The organism is Stenotrophomonas sp. SMYL41, assembly GCF_036319965.1.
GTDB lineage: Bacteria > Pseudomonadota > Gammaproteobacteria > Xanthomonadales > Xanthomonadaceae > Stenotrophomonas > Stenotrophomonas maltophilia_R.
Genome location: NZ_JAWIRX010000005.1, coordinates 279,219 through 296,427, shown reverse-complemented (window position 1 = coordinate 296,427; position 17,209 = coordinate 279,219). Strand labels below are relative to the sequence as shown.

The following is a 17,209-nucleotide window of genomic DNA, read 5'->3' as shown; positions in this document are numbered from 1 at the left end:
GTTCCCAGCAATCATGTCCGCGCTGGAGTGCCATCGTAGGCCGACGCTTGTAGTGGCGCTGCGCCTGCACCGCAAGGGGCACAGCAGCCTCTCAGGGGCCGAATCCCAGTGCCATTGCGACCACTTTTCCATTCCGGACGTAGAAGCATATGTTCGATCCGCCTTCCGAGAACCCGCAGGTGCGCTCGACCTTGAAGCCGCCCAGCGTTGCCTTCTCTGTTTCCCCCTGGCCATACCCGTCTGCTGCGCTGGCGGCCTTGGACGCCGGGTCACCCATGGCGACGCCTCTCAGCTTCACACCCCGCAAGCTCTCGGTTCTGCCTGCAGCGGGTTGCCCCGTGCTGATCGATGAAACGCGGATTTCATCGATGGTTCGGAACTCAGGAGCGACGTCAGGGTTGGAGGTGATCAGCACCTCCAAGCGGGTAGTGGGATCCAGGTATCTACGCCGTATCAGTCCTGCCGCGTCCACGACCATCTCGCCATCACCATAGCGGCGCAGGACATCCCTCTCGCTGTAGACATGCGGGATGAAACTTCCATCGCGGAAGGCTTTCGATACAAAGTCCACGCGTGGATTCCCTGCGGGGAAGCCTGCTGCTGCAGGCAACATACCCAGCGCAATCCAGATGAGTCTGCGTGTCTTCATGACAACTTCGTCCATCCATCTGAAAGAATGATCACAGAGCATTCTTGACTCATGTGCGGATAGCCCACTCGTTCCAGAGGCGCATCACCATTCCGGATGATAGCGGTCCTTGTACTCGTCTTGAATCAGTCCTTGGTTCACATAGCGTCCCTGACTCGTCCTCAGCACGTCCCGCGCGAACCTCAAGGCGCCGTCAACCGAATCAAACGTCCACTCGGTACCAAAGGGATGATCCGGATCCACCGCCTCGAACTCGTACACATCGATGAAGCCAGGCGCTCCATTGTCAAATACTTCGCAAAGACGAACCCTCCAGGCGTTCAGATTGGCCTGCTCAATGGAGACAAAGCGAATCACACGCTGATCCAACTCATATCGATCGGGGAGCAGCTGCTCGACATCGCGGCCCGCCGAAAGATTGCCTGTTACATCCAGATCATAAAGATAGCGCTGCAATGGATCCCTCATTCCGTTGAGAAAATTGACCAGCAAGTGAGCATTGGTGACTTCCGGAGCGACTAGGACGCCTCGCCCGAGGCATAGTGCCATGCGCCGGACGATTGGCCGTTGTAACGGCTATCGATGTCCTCCAGCCATACCTTCAGATCCATCAGAAACCTTGCATGGTCGAAGTCCTTGAACTTCACCCTGCCCAGTTGCTCCGCCAACTGCTCAAGCAATTCGCGGGAGACATACCGCATCTTCTCCTTCATCGGGAGCGGAACGATGGTCGGCAGGTCAAGCATTACATCGGTATAGAACTCCGCCTTCTTTCGTCGAAACTGCACTCTGCGCTTGAAATCCAGCTCGGGATCTCGACACACGAAAAGCAATGCCACACAAGCCACTTCATTCCCGCAGCTCCTGGACTCGAATGTGGCGGAGCGCTCTACGTAATGACTCTTGATCCTGCCAACATGCGACTCCCAGTCGCAGTCCGCCGCGAAGCTCAGTTTCATCAGTTCCCCGCTCCATGTCAGTGCTGCGCACAGCCCGCACCTACTCGAGCAGGTCGTGTAGATCGATGCCAGACGGATTCACCAGACGCTTCTCGCGACCCACATGGTAAAGCTCAAAGGTGCCTTTCTCTGAATCGATGACACGGGCGCCATCAAGCACCGCCAGAAACCCGAAGACCGCCGAACGGGCAGCTTCACCGGCAACGTCGCGCAACATGTCGGCTTCCACAGCGGACAAGCTGTTGAACCATTCAGACCGTGCCAACAGGTCTGGGGCCCCCCGACGGCCCGGTGGATGCGCCAGGTTCGAGATCGTACTTTCCACGGATGACTCAAGCACATAGCGCTGGATAGCGGATACAAATTCGTCAGCTTTCATGCCACTCCCTCGGCTTTGAAAATGGGCCAGAACACATCCGCCTGTCCGGACCTGCTGCCTCTTGTCCCTGCTCAGCCCGGCTCTCGCAGGAAGTGCGGCACAGCATGAACTCAATCCCGCCCAGACGAGTTCAGATCAAACCAAATACTCTCCGCAACACAGATTTTCCGCAACGCCGCCTCCAGCTTGCTGACGTTGTCCAACGTTTTCAGTGTGACTGCAATCCCACCAGTGATCCCAAGCTTCCTCTGTGCACCTTCGGAGAGAGACAGCTCAAGCTCCATCCGCCGCAGAGAGATATGCACCAGACCGCCATAGCAAGGCTCAAGACCTCCACCGACCTCGATATGGGCGTGCGCCATGCCCAGCTCTTCGTCCTGATCGTCATACGCCTTCGCGTTCTGCAGTATCACGTAACGAGAGGGATTCGTTGAGCTGTCGGCCAAGCCAACTACGATGCAGCAATCATCTTCCTCTATGGAAACGACTTCGGCCGTGAATCTGTACATTCCCCGGGTACTCCCGACATTACGATGTGCACTGCAAATGCATCAGGGGGGTTATGCCCGCCAGGCGCGATGCGCGTTCTGCTCAGGACACCCTCTCGGTGTCCTGCGTCGGCTGCGAGCAAGGCTCCCCCATGTACCAGGCATATGCCCAAGCCGCGAAGCGCAGATGGTCGGCGTGGCTCTCCGCGCCATAGGAGTACTGCAGGTACAATCCATCCATCTGCATTTCTGCACGGTAGATACCCCTGCTCGGCGAGTCGTTCGACCATGCGGTGGCAAGCACCTCGTGTCCGCAGGGACCCATGAAGCGAAGCATGCTGTGCATCTGGGACCCGCTGTCGCGTTCCAGTCGCTGGAATCCATCGCCTTCATCAGTGACGCGCTCATCGCCTCGAAGTGACATTGAGGCAGGCAGCGTGGCGCCGATGCTCACTATCAAGCGGATGGACGTCCATGGCGTTCCCGCTGCTCTATCCGGCCCCTCATTTGCTCGGCCGTCGTCGCGGGACAGATGCACCACCACGGCGTTGCTACCAGCCGGGTCAACGCCGGGCCGCAGCAGGTAGGGACGGAGCATCAGATTCACTGGGCGCTGAGGTGGAGGGTCCTGGCATGCGGCAAGGGCTGTCAGAAGCAGAAGCAGGAGGAGGCGCAGCATCCGCACGGATGAACTCATTCATCGTTGGCGTTGATCTTGCCTGCGGCATTGAACCAGTTCGCCATCTTGTTGAGTTCTGCAGCGGTAGCTGCATCCAACCCCCGTGCCTGGGTATGGGCAAGGTCTCTCAGGTGGCGATAGGCCTCGGCATGCTGGCCTGAGTTTCGGTAGTTCTGAGGCGTGGCGCACTGGGACGAATCAAGATTGAGAATGCCGGACATGTTCTTCCTTGATACAGCTGCAGTGAAGAGTGAATGGAGTGAAGGCGTGATGGATCAGGCGAGGACCACCCGCCGCACCTGCAGCGCGTGGAGAGAGGATGTGGCGTCTGGGGTCAGTGTGTGCCGGGTTCGGGCGGGCTCCCAGCGGCAGGTTCCGAAGGAGGGCAGGCATGCCCGGCATACCAGTTGTAGACCCAGGCGGCGAAGCGGAGGTGGTCAGCGTGGGATTGCGCGCCGTAGAGGTACTGTAGATACATGCCATCCATCTGCATTTCAGCCAAGTAGGTGCCTTTGTCCGTGCTGTCACCGGACCGTTGGGTCGCCAGCACTTGATGCGCGCACGGCCCTTCGAAGCGAAGAATGCCGCGTTCAGGCACCCAGCTCTTTGGAACCAGACGCTCGAATCCGGCGCCTTCATCCATGACACGGTCATCGTCGCGAAGCGACATTGACGCGGGCAAAGTGGTACCGACGCGTATCAGCAGGCGGATGGACGTCCATGGCGTCCCCACCGCTTTGCCCGGCCCATCTTTGACGCGGCCGTTGTCGCGATACAGATTCACGACCACCGCGTTGTCACCCGCCGGGTCGACACCGGGTCGCAGCAGGTAGGGACGGAGCATCACGTGCACGGGACGCTGAGGGGGAGGACCCTGACATGCAGCCAGTACTGCCAGAAGCGGAAGCAGGAGGAAGCGCAGCATTCGCACGAATGACCTCGTTTGTGGAGTGGTACCGACACCCGCCACAGGTGATAGGGACCTCAACGCTCGCGCATCGCCTCGCCTGCATGCTGGCGCAATGGACTCAGCAGGTAATCGATGACCCGCCGTTTCCCGGTCTTGATCTCGGCGCTCAGGCTCATGCCTGCGGTCATGCGCACGCGCACCCCGTCGATCTGCAGGGTGGCCTTGTCGAGTTTCACCCGTACCGGGAAGACCAGGCCGAGGTTCTCGTCCTGCATGGCATCGTGAGAGACGCTCACTACTTTCCCTGTCAGGTAGCCGTAGCGGGTATACGGGAAGCTTTCCACCTTCACGGTTACCGCCTGGCCGGTGCGCACAAAGCCGATATCCTTGTTGAGGATGGTAGCTTCGACCTCCAGTGATTCCTCGCTGGGGACGACGGCCAACAGGGGCTGCGCCGGAGTAACCACACCACCCACTGTATGCACGACCAGCTGCTGCACAGTTCCATCGACAGGCGCCCGCAGGGTCATCTGGTGGTCGCGCTGCCCTGTTCGCGATACTTCAGGCGCCATCTGCCCGATCTGCTCCTGGGCCTCACGCAGTCCGTCCAGGGTCTGTTGGCGGAAGTCGGCCACCAGCACCCTCAGTTCTTCTTCGGCGGCTCGCTGGGCCGACCGGATCTCCTGCACGCGATTGCGCTGCGCGGCAAGATCACGCTCACCCGCGATGCGCTCCTGCTCCCGCAGCAGGTAGTCGTGGCGCCCCACATAGTTGCCTTCCAGCAGGCTACGGTAATCGTCTGCGCGCAGGCGGGAGATTCGTGCCGACTCCTCCAGCGGCTTCACCGAGGCCTGCGTGGTTTCCAGTTCCGCGCGGCGCTGTGCGATCAAGGCCTGCAGGTTGTGGCGCTTGGCCTGCAGCGCCTCGTACTGGCTTCGCGCCAGCGCCTGCTCGGCCTGCACCCGGCCTGCCGGCAGGTCCGGATCAACATGGAATACCGGCGCTGTGTCATCTTCCAGGGCCGCGGCGAGGGCGCGCAGGCGTAGGGAGGCCATGCGCGCGTTCAACAACGCATCGTCCGCCTTGGCTACGTCGGCGGAGGTGGCGGTGGCATCGAGTTCAATCAGCACCTGCCCTGCTTTGACCGCCTGCCCGTCACGCACCAGAATCCGGCGCACCACGCTGGTTTCTGCCGGTTGCACCACCTTGGTCCTTGAGTCCACGACGGTTTTCCCGGGCGCCACAGCAACGATATCGAGCTTGCCGAAACTGGCCCACAGCACCGCCACGCAGAACAACGCGATGATGATGCGCAGCGTCCACCGTGCCGTAGGCGACACCGGGGTCTCAATCAGCTCTAGATGCGCAGGCAGGAAGGCGCGCTCGTCTGCCTCGCGCGCAGGCGGATCCATCTCGTGGCGGACCCGCCAAGCGCTACGGAATACGGCAAGGTAACGCGCCGCAAAGACGCCCACCGCATCACGGATGTGCTTCATGCCGCCCCCTGCTGCAGGCGATGCAGCTGCGCATAGTGCCCATCTGACAGGGCCAGCAGCTCATCGTGCGTTCCGCTCTCGACGATGCGACCGCGGTCCACGACGACGATGCGGTTGGCCCTGCGCACGGTGGAAAGGCGATGCGCGATGATGATGACCGTTCGGCCCCTGCAGATCTCGCGCATGTTGGACATCACCGCATGCTCGGACTCGTAGTCCAGGGCACTGGTGGCCTCATCCAGGATTAGGATGCGGGGATCGGTAATCAGCGCACGGGCGATCGCCACGCGCTGCCGTTGGCCACCCGACAGGCCCGCGCCGTGCTCCCCCACTTTGGTGTCATAACCTTCAGGCAGTGCCGAGATGAACTCGTGGGCGCCAGCAAGGGTCGCCGCCTTGATCACCTGTTCAAGCGGCATGCCCGGATCACTGAGTGCGATGTTCTCACGCACGCTGCGGTTGAACAGGAAGTTCTCCTGCAATACCACGCCCAGCTGCCTCCGCAGCCAGGCAGGATCGGCCAGGGCCAGATCATGCCCATCCACCAGCACCCGTCCGCGCTCGGGCGTGTACAGACGCTGCACCAGCTTGGTCAGCGTGCTCTTGCCGGACCCCGAACGCCCGACGATGCCAATGACCTGCCCGGCCGGCACGTGCAAATCGATGCCGGCAAGAACCTCCGGGGTATCCGGGCGATAGCGGAATCCGACCTGCTCGAAGGTAATGTCGCCCCGGATGGGCGGTAGTGCCATCCGGCTGCCGGGCAGTTCCGTGCGGGTGTTGAGGATATCGCCGAGACGCTGGACAGAAATGCCCACCTGCTGGAAATCCTGCCACAGCTGGGCCAGGCGGATGATCGGCGCGGCGACCTGTCCAGACAACATGTTGAAGGCAATCAGCTGGCCCAGTGACAGCTTGCCATCAATGACCAGCTTTGCCCCCCAGAACAGGATGGCAACACTGACCAGCTTCTGCACGAGCTGCACGCTCTGCTGGCCGACGGTCGCGATCTTGGTGACGCCGAATCCGGCATTTACATATCCTGCCAGCTGGCTGTCCCAGGTGCGTGTCACCCGTGGATCGACCGCACTGGCCTTGACCGTACCGATACCACTGATGGTTTCGACCAGAAAGGATTGGTTGTCCGCGCCGCGTGCGAACTTCTCATCCAAGCGCTTGCGCAGCACGGGAGTGATGCCCGCCGAAACAAGCGCATAGAGCGGCAGCGAGATCACAACGATAAGGGTCAGCCAGCCGCTGTAGTAGAACATCACCGCGAGGAAAACGACGGTGAACAGCAGGTCCAGGACCGAGGTCAACGCCTGTCCGGTCAGGAAGTTACGGATGTTCTCCAGCTCCCGCACGCGTGCAATGGTGTCGCCGACACGTCTGGATTCGAAGTACGCCAGCGGCAATGCCAGTACATGCCGGAACAGCCGGGCACCAAGCTCGACGTCAATCTTGCTGGTGGTATGGGCGAACACATAGGTACGCAGCCCGCTGAGCACGACGTCGAACACGGCGATCGATACCAGGCCAATTGCAATCACATCCAGTGTTGTCAGGCCTCGGTGCACCAGGACTTTATCCATCACAACCTGGTAGAACAGAGGCGTGACCAGCGCGAACAACTGGATGAAGAACGAGACGACGAAGACTTCCAGCAGCATCTTCCGGTATTTGATCACCGCCGGAATGAACCAGCTGAAATCAAACCGGGCCAGATCGCCGAGAACAGAAGCCCGCGATGCGACCTGCAGCAGGCGTCCACGGTAGCGTTGCCGGAGCGCTGCCATGTCAATGCTCTGCGGGCGCTTCTGGGCCAGATCGTGGATCAGCACCTGATCGCCATTGATGCGGGCAATGATGAACGCATCACCATCCTCACCGAGCGCCAGCGCAGGTAGGTTGGCCAGTGCCAAGCGCGCGGATGGCGTCGACACCATCCGCGCCTTGAAGCCCAGCTTGCGAGCCAACAGTACTAACGTTGTTTCGTCCATGGGGGCAGTGCCCAGCCCAGCGTCATGCGCCAGCTGACTGGCGTCAGCCGCGATGCCATGAAATTGAGCAAGCAGTACCAGGCCGCGCAACGCAAGATCCTGTTGATCCTGCGCACGCTTTACCCCCGGCAACGAAAGTGCCGCGTCTCCCTCTGACATAACATCCCCTGCGCAACTTCCATTGTGCGCGTCCCCGCGATGAGCTTGGGGTCAGTTGAAAACCCTGTCAAGTGGGGGTCTCAGCACAGTTGGCCGCATCAGAGGCGCCACTCTCCGCTTGTGGGATTCGACCCTGCGAGGACAGTTTCCGGGTCGTATCCGCCGCAGGGAAGCTCCTTGCAGCGTCGGGGCAGATGTCCGACACGTTGCCCGAAAAATCCGCAGCGGGTTGGCTCTAACTTTGGTCGGCTATCTATTGAACTTCCGCTGCCGGCCAGGAGCAGAGAATCGCGGTATTTCGTCCACGCCCAACCACGAAGTGCTTTGGCCTTGAAGGAAGTCCCGAGCCGGATCCTGCTGGAGCGGGCGTTGGCGGGATCAGGGCCCGCGGTGGTTGCCGGGGGAAAGTGCGGAGCCGCCATGGGCAGAGGCACGGATTGGGCGCTTCAATGGTCAGTGCCTGATGAGCAGTGGTATCTGCTTGGCCCCATACCGCCGCCAGGCCAATGCCGACGCCCTCCAGTTTGAGTAGCACGGCCAGCTGGAGACCATCCTTTACTCGATAGCAGAGGCTCGTTTCCGCAGAAGAAGACACGCTCCACCTATCCGCCGGAATTCCCCTAGCCGCTTCACCAGCGATTCCCGATAACCCCCACAGAACACCTGCCGCACCATCAAGCGTCCCTCCGCAGGAAACCATATATGAGCCTGGCGCTGGTCCACAGCCGTGCCCGCGCCGGGGTCGACGCCCCGCTGGTGCGGGTGGAAGTGCACCTCTCTGGCGGCCTGCCTGCCACCCAGATTGTCGGACTGGCCGAAACCAGCGTGCGCGAATCCCGCGAGCGCGTGCGTGCCGCCCTGCTCTGTGCACGCTTCGACTTTCCGCAGCGGCGCATCACGTTGAACCTCGCGCCCGCCGACCTGCCCAAGGAGGGCGGGCGTTACGACCTAGCGATTGCACTGGGCATTTTGGCGGCCAGCGGCCAGGTCGATCCGCAGTCGCTGCTTCAGTACGAATTCCTGGGCGAGTTGGGCCTGACCGGCGAGCTGCGGCCGGTGGCGGGGGCACTGCCGGCGGCGATTGCGGCGGCCGAAGCCGGGCGCATCCTGGTGGTGCCGCCGGGCAATGCCGCCGAGGCTGCGCTGGCCGAGCATGCCGATGTGCGGGTAGCGCGTACGTTGCTGGAGTGCTGCGCTGGGTTGGGGAACCCACGCCTGCTGCCGCCAGTAGAGCGTGTGGACACGACGCCGTTGCCACTACCCGATCTGGCCGACGTGCGCGGGCAGGCGCATGCACGGCGCGCGTTGGAGGTCGCTGCTGCGGGTGGGCACCATCTATTGCTGATCGGCAGCCCTGGCTGCGGCAAGACGCTGTTGGCGTCACGCCTGCCCAGCCTGCTGCCGGACACCGAGGAAGCCGAGGCGTTGCAGCTGGCCGCGATTGCCTCGGTGAGTGGTGAAGGGCTGGACCCACGACGCTGGCGGCAAAGGCCGTTCCGTTCTCCCCACCACAGTGCGAGTGCGGCGGCGCTGGTGGGTGGCGGCTGTCACGATTCTCGATTAGTGCGACTAGATCACAATTGCCGCGACTGGCATTAGTGAATCCCCGGGGTCTAGATGCCCGGTAACAGGAAGGCAGATACACGGTGCCCCTGACTCGGTGTCGCAATGGGGCTCACAGTCACCCACGACATGACCAGAGACGACACAGTCCAACGTCGATCGCCAGTGTGGCTACTGCCACCAGGGTAACGATGCCCCAAATCGATGTCGCCAATCTGACACCTCCCGCGCCACCGCGATTCATGCTGGATAGCTGAAGGGACCCACCGCTTCGCGGGAGGTCTTCATCTTGTTGATCGCGCAAGAAAATGGGCTCCGCCGGTCCGGCGGAGCCCATCTAAGATCATCACAATGCCAGCCCTACTGGCCGCTAGTGCGCCTAATTTCGCTGCTCTTCGAGCTCTGCAATTTGGGCCTTCACCAGCTTAAGTGCTTCCTGCACTTCTTCCTCTGTCCCGTTTTCGGCGGCTTTCTGCGCCTCAGCGCGAACTCGGTCGCATTCAGCCTTGAAAACCAGGTCGTCCCAGCCAACCGATTCACTGTGCAATGTGCGAATTGCAGTCTGCAGTTGTCCAACGGCACTCATGAAACACCTATCTGCGAGCAATGGACCGCACCAGCACGCTGCTGGTACTACAACCCAGCCCTCGCGACCTTCACGCTACCTTAACTTGACCCAGAAAAGCAACTCGGCTTGTCAGCCATCTGACTCGTAGGCTCCTGATTCGATAGCCGGCGGCTCATTCAAACTTTCACATCGATATTGCGCGCATTTGCGCGCACTATAAGGGCTCCAGGCTCCTTGTGAGCGGAATTACGCGCATATGAACGTCAGTCCAGTCCAGTCTCCCGACGAAATTGCCGAAGCTCTAGGAAAGCGATTGAGGTCCAAGAGGCTTGCCGCCAACATTTCTCAAGCAGCACTCGCCGACAAAGCTGGAATTTCGCGCAGGGCCCTGGTGCAGCTTGAGGGTGGGCAGGGCTCGACCGTTTACACGCTCGTCTGCGTTCTCAAAGCGCTGGGTCTGGATGGCCAACTGAGCGCAATCGCGATGGGCCCAACAGTTAGCCCAATGGCTATGCTCAAGATGAAGCGTCTTCGGCAAAGGGCGAGCTAACGGCGTTTCTTCGGGGAACGGTTCAACCCCAGTTTTTCGGACACTTACAAGGCCGCGCCGAGGCGACGGCCATCCAAGCCCATGCACGCGAGCTTCAAGCGAATAGCCCAACCCAAGGCCTGATAGCCGACCACCACTCTGCCGGCGACATGATCAGCCCGCCGAGCAGGCAAGCGCTCTAATGCAAGGGCGCTCAGCCATCTAGACTGCAGCTTCGACATACCTTGGGAGGTATCTGACCAACTCCGAGTAGGCGCGGAGATCAGGCTCCTTGAAACCGAGCAGCTCGAGCGTCTCATGCTCAGGCGACGCCTCGTCCCCGGTCACCGCTCTATCAAACAGCGCCCGCTCTCGCTCGGTGAGATGGAACGACCTAATCCTGTACATCGATCCTTGAGGAAGAAACGGCAACGAAGAGCTCAGCGCCTTGCGCACCTTCTTCGCCTTGGCCACCGGCAGCAGCCCACCACCGACAGTCACCATCGGCATCGAGTCGGAGTACTCAACCTGAAGCAGGAACACGAACTCGTTTTCTGCATCACCAGGGAATGCATTCTTAAAAGCAGCAACCAGTATCTTGTGGACCGCTGTGGCAAAAGAGGACTTCTCGGTGTCGGCAACCCTCACGCCCCCTGAGAAATCACCCAAATTCTCTTGCAGGTGAGTCAATCGATCCGCTGCGCTGGCACTCTCAATCACTCGCGGAGGATGACCGGAAACCGTGACAAAGCAGAAGTGACCCGGCTTGGCCCTGGTAGCAACAGATGCGATATCGGCCACCACCTCAGGGCCAATGCCTCCATCGTAGTCCAGCCACAGCAGCTCCCTCCTCGCCGACCGAACGTTCTGCAAGAAGCCGAGCACTGATTCATTTCTAACTTCGATGAAGCGATAGGGCACGTTGTACATCGCCCTCTCGTACATCTGCGCGTCATGCTCCAAGCTCACCATCGCCTTTACTCCCAGATGCTTGTGCAGCATCAGGAAGTCGTAAAAGCGATTTGCGCCCATGCCAATGTACTTGTAGTCACGAATGGGGATGCCGCAGTCACCCGCAACCTTCAACACATCTACCAGAAGGCCGCGCTCGGACTGCTTCGCCGGCCTAAGATCGTAAGCAATGAATCGCGCAGTAGACTTGGTTGGCCGAGGCATCAGGTCTCTCCGACCTCATTGCGCAGGAAGTAGTTGAACGTATGTCGCCCAACATCTGATCCCGACATACCCGGCTTCTTCAGATGCTTAGCGATCTTCTCAACCTCAGGCATCAGCGCGTCGTACTGAATCTTGACCGTTGGGATCACCTTTCTCTTAGGCGTCTTGAAGGCCTTGGGCTTTGCTACCGCGGCAGCCAAGACGCTTACCCGTTCCGGACCGGAGGCGGTCTGTAGATCGTTGGCATCCACCTCAGTTCCGACATCGGAGTAGCGAGAGTCCAAATAAGACACGACCTCGCGCCCGACGGCGGCCATCTCGCGCTTAGCCGTCTGCCAAGTCGAAGAGTCTTCATTGATTCCCGATTTGGTCGTCGTCCAAGGCAGCTTCTCCGGGTCCTCGGCGACAAAGAAGACCGTCCCCAAGAACGGTCGGTGCTTAGGCTGGAAGATGGGAATGGCGCCACCGCCCCAGCCGGTCAGTGCGGTCTTATCAGCCGAAACGACAGCTCGGCCATTGCAGAAGACGAACCAACCAGAAGACTTCTCGCGATACTTTCCCGCAACCGGCACACCCAAGCCCGCAGAGATTGTGCAGGTCACATCATTGATCTTCACCTGTTTGGTGGCGTGATTCTCGCTGAGATCGATGCTGGTGCCTTCCACCTGCTCATCATTGAGGCTGATGGTGACCAGCTTACCCAAGTAATAGGAGTAGGTACGAGAAATGGCATCTCTCAGCTGCCCGTCAAAGACACCATCATTGACGCGCCGCTTTACTTCGTCGTACAGCTCAGTGACGGTAATGGTCGTACCTGTCTCGCCTGCAGGAACCGGATCTCGCTTGGTGATCTTGAAGGTCCATTCACTGCCTTTGACTTTCGACCACTCCGACACGTTCAAGGCCAGGTCAAAGCCTCCATCAACGTGATCAGACCGCATATGGATAACGTTGCCGAGCTTGAAGATCGCCCGCTTAAGGCCGATGCCATAGACTGACAAACGGTCTGTTACGCTTGCTGGCTCATCGCCCCGTCCAAATTTAAACACGTGGTCCTTGGCGGTCTGAGCCGAGATGCCAGTTGCAGTGTCGACGATGACAACAGACTGATCAGAAATCTCCAAAGAGATTGAAGCCGATGGCTTTACCTTTGGGTCATCTTTGAGCTTCAGATAGTCATGCGCCGTCTTCAGCCGAGCCGCGTAGGGCTCGGCAGCCGCATTGATGGAGTTATCTACAAGATCAAGAAACGCCGCGACCAGGGGGATGTCCCTGGTCAGCAGGGAGATAAATAGTCGCTTTTCCGGACTGGCGTCCGCTGCAAGAACTTCGTTCACCTCGGATCCCCCATGACAGCCCGTTGCGAATGCACTCATTGAGTGTATCGCCGGGACGGCTCGTTCGCCATATGCCTGGGACAGCGTTAGAAATCCAGTGCCGCATGTAGGAATTTCCCTACAGCAAGGACAGAGTTTACGTGTGCAACAATCGCGCTGCCCCGTTAAGGGGATCGATTCACGCACACACTCGACAGGGGAAGGCAGTGAGCATCATTTTCAAGGTAATGGATCCCGAAGCCCGGACGGAGCTCATCAGGGATCTGACTGAAGAAGCTATCGCTAAGCGGCAGTACCAGAAAGAGTTCAAGTTCCGAGCCGGCATGGAGCTTCCTGTCATTGCCGTTCCGATCGAGTTGCCGGTCTATCGCCTGGAGAACTATCGCACTCGCGACCAGCAGCTGACGCTGATCGCCAAGCGGGAGAAAGAGGACGGCCTGTTTGATGTAAGCAACACTGAGAATCCCGAGTCGCAGCTGGCGCAGCACGCCATCCTGCTGAAGCAGTCAAAGGACGGGAGTGGAGAGACCATCAAGCCCATCCATCAGGAGCTTGGCCGCGTCGGCCAACAGACGGAAAACCTGATCATCTCTGCCACCGGCATTGTAGTGAATGGAAACCGCCGATTGGCGGCAATGCGAGACCTGCGCGGGCAGAGGTCTGAGGGCTCGGATCCGTTCAAGTACGTCAACTGCATGGTCTTACCAGCGTCGGCCACTCCGAGGGAAATTCGCGAGCTCGAGATTGCATTGCAGATGCAGCCTGAGACGAAGCTGCCCTACAACTGGACTGCTCTTGGCCGTGCGGTGCGAGACATGCTCGATGCGAACTACTCCTATGAAGAGATCGAGCGGCAAACAAACCGTAGCAGGAGCGAGCTGGACCGGGCTGCCGCAATGGTCACTGCCGCGGAGCTCTACCTGGCCTCCTGGCTGGAGAAGCCCCAGGACTTCAGCAAGCTTGACGATACCGAGCAGGCATTTGCCCAAGTAGTAGTGCGAAATTATGCCAAGCAGGACGACGCGCAGCTTCGGGAAGCCACGCGCAAGTTCGACTTCTTTGTGATTGAGCATCGCGACTTCATTAGTGATAGCGCTTACAAGCTCATCAACGCAATTGAATCCAACCCCGAGATATTCCTGACCAACATGGCCAAGGAGTTGGACGTTGACCTCGCCCCACTTCAGGATGCGTCCGAAGAGGTGCTGGAGATCGACTTCGGAGTTGGAGCTGATGGCGTAGCCCCTGTCAGCTACGATGCCCTGATCGATAGTCTGATGGTCGGCCGCGGTGATGAGGTCAGAGCGAAGCAACTGATAAGTACCATCGAGGAAGTAGCCTTCGCAGCGGTTGAGCAAGGCAGGGCCCGAGACAAGGCCGCGCTCAAGTTGGTCCAGGCGGCCGAGCGAAAGCTCTCCCAGGTCGACATCAACTCAGCTGGCACCGATACCTATGCTGAAATTCTTGATCTGCTTGATCGCTGCGTAGCTCGCATTGAAAGCATCCGTAACGAGATCGGACTTCAGAAGCGCGCCGGGGGCACCCATTGAGCCAACCAGCGATCGTTCTTTCGTACAACACGGTCGACCGAAGCGGCGTGTTCCGTCGAGGCACCGGGGTCCCTAGCGATGCCTGGACCAGGCTTAAAGCTGTTGCGCAGGAAATGGATGCGGGAAGCAGAAGTGTCGGCGATGAGCTGGAAGTCCATTGGCCAGCAGCACTTAGTCTGCTGAGAGCGCTTCACACCTTGCAGAAGTCACACGGCTTTCGCTTCACCACCGACGACTCCTCCGGGGAGAGAGTCCAGCAGTTCATGCGGGACTTCCGCGCCACCCAGGAGGCAGGCGGCAGAAGCACTACCATTGATGCGCAAGAGCTCGCTGCAAGGCTTACCGCGCTGGGATGGAACAACCAGACGCATAAGCTCAAGCCCTACCAGTTGGACAATCTCGCAACGCTGCTGTCCATACGTAATGGAGCCAATTTCTCTGTCCCTGGCGCAGGCAAGACGACCGTTACGTTCGCACTGCACTTGCTAGCCCGAAGCCCTGGCGACATCCTGATCGTTGCCGCCCCGAAGAACGCGTTTCCCGCCTGGGAGGGCATCGCAGAGGAGTGCTTGCTGCCGACGGCGGACGAGGAGCTGATGGAGGAATTCATCCCGCTGGTTGATGGCGAGGTGCGTATCCGTGCCGCCCTTGAAGGCGGCGGACGTCGCTTCCTCATCTCCTATGATCAGCTGGTGCGGGTCGAGGCTACCTTTGCTCAGTTCATTGCCACCCACCCAGTGCACTTGGTCCTCGACGAATCGCATCGCATGAAGGCCGGTTACAACTCACTTCGTGGCGCCAGCTTGCTGCGAATGGCCCACCTTGCTGTGAGGCGCGACATCTTGACAGGCACCCCGATGCCTCAGTCCAGCTCGGACATGCAATCTCAGCTGGATTTCCTGTGGCCGGGTGTCGGGTTGGGCTGGAAGGTGGCCGCAGGCACTGAGCCTCGAAAGGTGATGGATGGACTCTATGTCCGGACAACCAAGACACAGCTCGGCCTGCCTGAGAGGCGCCGTGAGTTTGTCCAAGCGACCCTCTCCGATGCCCACTGCGCGTTCTACTCTGTCCTTAAGGATGACCTACGGTCTAGGGCGAGCTTGCTTCGGAAAGGGCGGACATCCCAGTCCCTCATCGCGGCCCGACGCTCTGTGGTAAGGCTTTTGCAGGCAGCTGTCGATCCCACCCTGGTCGCAGAGACGATCGATGACTTGGCAAGCCAAAACGCCAATGGGTTGCTGCGAGCAGTTCAGGCGGAAGCGCTCAATGGGCGAATTCGAGCCGCTGTGGATCTGGCCGAACGCTTGATCAGTGAGGGCAAGAAGGTGCTGATCTGGACCATCTTTACCTCTACGGTCCGCAAGCTGCGCGATGTTCTTGCCCACCACAACCCTGCCCTAATCTATGGCGAAATCGGCATGGGTGAGGCAGATGACCTGAGCACGCGCCAAGGCAACCTGGCCCGCTTCAAGAATGATCCCAATTGCCGCGTGATGATCGCCAACCCTGCGGCGGCCTCGGAGGGCATCAGCCTGCACATGCATTGCCACGATGCAATCTACGTGGATCGTAGCTACAACGCGACCCACTTCCTCCAGTCCATCGACCGAATTCACCGACTGGGGCTGCCGGCCGATGTCGTCACTACGGTGTACGTCATCCAGAACCGGCTACCGGCTGGAATCGGCTCGATCGACGTGTCCGTTAGCCGGCGTCTGGGCCAGAAGATCCGAGCGATGGAGAAGCTCCTGGAGGATCCGGACCTGAATGATCTTGCCCTGGACGAGGAAAACGCTCCGGCATCGCTGGCAGATGAGCTCGACGCCGAGGATATCGATGACATCATCGCCGAGCTCGAGGGCAATCCCCCTCCGGCAACTGACGAGGATCTGGTGTGAACCGGGAGGCCGCCGCGGCCTCCTTTCTAAAGCCCTCGGTGGTATCTGGGCTGGCGCTACTGCGCAAGCGGGCCGCTCAGGCGCCGGGTCAGCCATGGGAGGTCACCGTTCGCTTGGCCGCGGCAAGCCATCAGGGGCAAGGGGTTGATCTTGATCGCGCGTGCCAGCTGCATGAGCTGTTGCCTGCTGACCTGGTGGACAGTCCCGGCTTGTATCGAGCGGCCATACTGCTCACAGCCAAGCAGCTGCCTCCGTGGCTGGGGCAGCTCCGATCGGGGCGGGAGTTTCTCAGCGACGCCGGCGCGGATCTGCGCTCCTGTTTTGAGAGGGCGGGCGCGCTGGATGCGGCACCCGATCAGACGGTCATCAGCTGGTGGGACGACTTGGCAGGCCTGGCCTACGGTACGTTGAACCAGGCCAAGATGGACGTAGGCAGACGTGCGGAGCGCCTCAGCTTGGAAAGGGAGCAAAGGCGGCTGGAGTCTTTCCCCGGGCATCCTCCGATCCAGTGGACTGCCCTGGACTCCAACGCCGCCGGCTATGACATCCTTTCCTGGTCAAAGCGGGATGGCCATTGGTATCCGATGTACCTAGAGGTCAAAGGCTTTAGCACCTCCCCGGCCAAGCTCTACCTGACCCGAAACGAGTGGGAAACGGCCAAGCGCCTTGCCGATGACTTCCACTTTCAAGTGTGGGATGTGGGCTCGAACAGGATGGCCCAGCTATCCACAAGCCAAATGCTTCCCCATGTTCCATCGGACGAGGGCATGGGTCGGTGGGAGGTGCTCTGTGTCGAGGTTTCTGAGGACTTTTTCACCCCCGCGTAGCCCTCCTCCTTGTCCCTCAAGGGCTTGACCGGGTAACTTGCG

Annotated in this window: 17 protein-coding genes and 1 pseudogene; 5 read left to right on the top strand and 13 right to left on the bottom strand. The window is 60.0% G+C overall.

What is annotated here, in order from left to right:
- Positions 1-91: 91 nt before the first annotated feature.
- From V3B30_RS08685 to V3B30_RS08640, 10 genes are all read right to left on the bottom strand, one after another.
- The gene (locus V3B30_RS08685; RefSeq protein ID WP_262084318.1) at positions 92-649 is read right to left on the bottom strand and encodes a hypothetical protein; all 558 of its coding nucleotides are present in this window, start codon (positions 647-649) and stop codon (positions 92-94) included.
- An 84-nt stretch (positions 650-733) separates the two neighbouring features.
- The gene (locus tag V3B30_RS08680; protein ID WP_262084317.1) at positions 734-1,141 is read right to left on the bottom strand and encodes a hypothetical protein; all 408 of its coding nucleotides are present in this window, start codon (positions 1,139-1,141) and stop codon (positions 734-736) included.
- 26 nt (positions 1,142-1,167) lie between these two features.
- A complete protein-coding gene (locus V3B30_RS08675) occupies positions 1,168-1,608 on the bottom strand; it encodes a hypothetical protein (RefSeq protein ID WP_262084316.1) in 441 nt (146 codons plus the stop codon).
- Positions 1,609-1,648: 40 nt separating this feature from the next.
- Complete coding sequence (locus V3B30_RS08670) at positions 1,649-1,987, bottom strand: hypothetical protein (RefSeq protein ID WP_262084315.1); 339 nt, start codon at positions 1,985-1,987, stop codon at positions 1,649-1,651.
- 110 nt (positions 1,988-2,097) lie between these two features.
- Positions 2,098-2,496, bottom strand: coding sequence for an Imm10 family immunity protein (locus tag V3B30_RS08665; RefSeq protein ID WP_262084314.1), 399 nt, complete (start codon positions 2,494-2,496; stop codon positions 2,098-2,100).
- Between the two features lie 82 nt (positions 2,497-2,578).
- Positions 2,579-3,073, bottom strand: coding sequence for a hypothetical protein (locus V3B30_RS08660; protein ID WP_262084313.1), 495 nt, complete (start codon positions 3,071-3,073; stop codon positions 2,579-2,581).
- Between the two features lie 95 nt (positions 3,074-3,168).
- Complete coding sequence (locus tag V3B30_RS08655) at positions 3,169-3,375, bottom strand: hypothetical protein (protein ID WP_157804661.1); 207 nt, start codon at positions 3,373-3,375, stop codon at positions 3,169-3,171.
- Between the two features lie 113 nt (positions 3,376-3,488).
- On the bottom strand, positions 3,489-3,998 hold the full coding sequence (locus tag V3B30_RS08650; RefSeq protein WP_262084312.1) for a hypothetical protein: 510 nt from the start codon (positions 3,996-3,998) through the stop codon (positions 3,489-3,491).
- Between the two features lie 140 nt (positions 3,999-4,138).
- A complete protein-coding gene (locus V3B30_RS08645; protein WP_262084311.1) occupies positions 4,139-5,560 on the bottom strand; it encodes an HlyD family type I secretion periplasmic adaptor subunit in 1,422 nt (473 codons plus the stop codon).
- Positions 5,557-7,719, bottom strand: a complete 2,163-nt coding sequence (locus V3B30_RS08640) for a type I secretion system permease/ATPase (RefSeq protein ID WP_262084310.1) — start codon at positions 7,717-7,719, stop codon at positions 5,557-5,559. Before V3B30_RS08640 ends, V3B30_RS08645 begins: the two co-directional genes overlap by 4 nt.
- A 702-nt stretch (positions 7,720-8,421) precedes the next feature.
- Here V3B30_RS08640 and V3B30_RS08635 point away from each other — a divergent pair.
- A pseudogene (locus tag V3B30_RS08635) lies at positions 8,422-9,264 on the top strand (magnesium chelatase domain-containing protein); the annotation flags it as partial.
- Positions 9,265-9,661: 397 nt separating this feature from the next.
- Here the strand turns inward: V3B30_RS08635 and V3B30_RS08630 are convergent.
- The gene (locus V3B30_RS08630) at positions 9,662-9,868 is read right to left on the bottom strand and encodes a hypothetical protein (protein WP_152682135.1); all 207 of its coding nucleotides are present in this window, start codon (positions 9,866-9,868) and stop codon (positions 9,662-9,664) included.
- A 238-nt stretch (positions 9,869-10,106) separates the two neighbouring features.
- Between V3B30_RS08630 and V3B30_RS08625 the strand changes: the two genes are divergently transcribed.
- Positions 10,107-10,400, top strand: coding sequence for a helix-turn-helix transcriptional regulator (locus tag V3B30_RS08625; RefSeq protein ID WP_049444010.1), 294 nt, complete (start codon positions 10,107-10,109; stop codon positions 10,398-10,400).
- A 201-nt stretch (positions 10,401-10,601) separates the two neighbouring features.
- Here V3B30_RS08625 and V3B30_RS08620 read toward each other — a convergent pair whose 3' ends face one another.
- Positions 10,602-11,555: an O-methyltransferase gene (locus tag V3B30_RS08620; RefSeq protein WP_019661560.1), complete on the bottom strand. Its 954-nt coding sequence runs from the start codon at positions 11,553-11,555 to the stop codon at positions 10,602-10,604.
- On the bottom strand, positions 11,555-12,892 hold the full coding sequence (locus tag V3B30_RS08615; protein ID WP_019661561.1) for an ATP-binding protein: 1,338 nt from the start codon (positions 12,890-12,892) through the stop codon (positions 11,555-11,557). Before V3B30_RS08615 ends, V3B30_RS08620 begins: the two co-directional genes overlap by 1 nt.
- Positions 12,893-13,098: 206 nt before the next feature.
- On the opposite strand from V3B30_RS08615, the gene V3B30_RS08610 reads away from it, so the two are divergent.
- From V3B30_RS08610 to V3B30_RS08600, 3 genes are read left to right on the top strand one after another with little or no spacing between them, the layout of a single operon-like run.
- Positions 13,099-14,442 carry a hypothetical protein gene (locus tag V3B30_RS08610; protein ID WP_049444012.1) on the top strand — a complete coding sequence of 448 codons (1,344 nt, stop codon included), beginning with the start codon at positions 13,099-13,101 and terminating at the stop codon, positions 14,440-14,442.
- Positions 14,439-16,340, top strand: coding sequence for a DEAD/DEAH box helicase (locus V3B30_RS08605; RefSeq protein ID WP_049444014.1), 1,902 nt, complete (start codon positions 14,439-14,441; stop codon positions 16,338-16,340). The genes V3B30_RS08610 and V3B30_RS08605 overlap by 4 nt, the downstream gene beginning before the upstream one ends.
- Positions 16,337-17,167: a DUF3883 domain-containing protein gene (locus V3B30_RS08600; RefSeq protein WP_019661564.1), complete on the top strand. Its 831-nt coding sequence runs from the start codon at positions 16,337-16,339 to the stop codon at positions 17,165-17,167. The genes V3B30_RS08605 and V3B30_RS08600 overlap by 4 nt, the downstream gene beginning before the upstream one ends.
- The last annotated feature ends 42 nt before the right edge of the window (positions 17,168-17,209 follow it).

Excerpts from the sequence above, each read along its gene's own strand:
- V3B30_RS08685 (WP_262084318.1), bottom strand. The coding sequence starts at position 649 with ATGAAGACACGCAGACTCATCTGGATTGCGCTGGGTATGTTGCCTGCA.
- V3B30_RS08675 (WP_262084316.1), bottom strand. The coding sequence starts at position 1,608 with ATGAAACTGAGCTTCGCGGCGGACTGCGACTGGGAGTCGCATGTTGGC.
- V3B30_RS08670 (WP_262084315.1), bottom strand. The coding sequence starts at position 1,987 with ATGAAAGCTGACGAATTTGTATCCGCTATCCAGCGCTATGTGCTTGAG.
- V3B30_RS08665 (WP_262084314.1), bottom strand. The coding sequence starts at position 2,496 with ATGTACAGATTCACGGCCGAAGTCGTTTCCATAGAGGAAGATGATTGC.
- V3B30_RS08660 (WP_262084313.1), bottom strand. The coding sequence starts at position 3,073 with ATGCTCCGTCCCTACCTGCTGCGGCCCGGCGTTGACCCGGCTGGTAGC.
- V3B30_RS08655 (WP_157804661.1), bottom strand. The coding sequence starts at position 3,375 with ATGTCCGGCATTCTCAATCTTGATTCGTCCCAGTGCGCCACGCCTCAG.
- V3B30_RS08650 (WP_262084312.1), bottom strand. The coding sequence starts at position 3,998 with ATGCTCCGTCCCTACCTGCTGCGACCCGGTGTCGACCCGGCGGGTGAC.
- V3B30_RS08645 (WP_262084311.1), bottom strand. The coding sequence starts at position 5,560 with ATGAAGCACATCCGTGATGCGGTGGGCGTCTTTGCGGCGCGTTACCTT.
- V3B30_RS08640 (WP_262084310.1), bottom strand. The coding sequence starts at position 7,719 with ATGTCAGAGGGAGACGCGGCACTTTCGTTGCCGGGGGTAAAGCGTGCG.
- V3B30_RS08630 (WP_152682135.1), bottom strand. The coding sequence starts at position 9,868 with ATGAGTGCCGTTGGACAACTGCAGACTGCAATTCGCACATTGCACAGT.
- V3B30_RS08625 (WP_049444010.1), top strand. The coding sequence starts at position 10,107 with ATGAACGTCAGTCCAGTCCAGTCTCCCGACGAAATTGCCGAAGCTCTA.
- V3B30_RS08620 (WP_019661560.1), bottom strand. The coding sequence starts at position 11,555 with ATGCCTCGGCCAACCAAGTCTACTGCGCGATTCATTGCTTACGATCTT.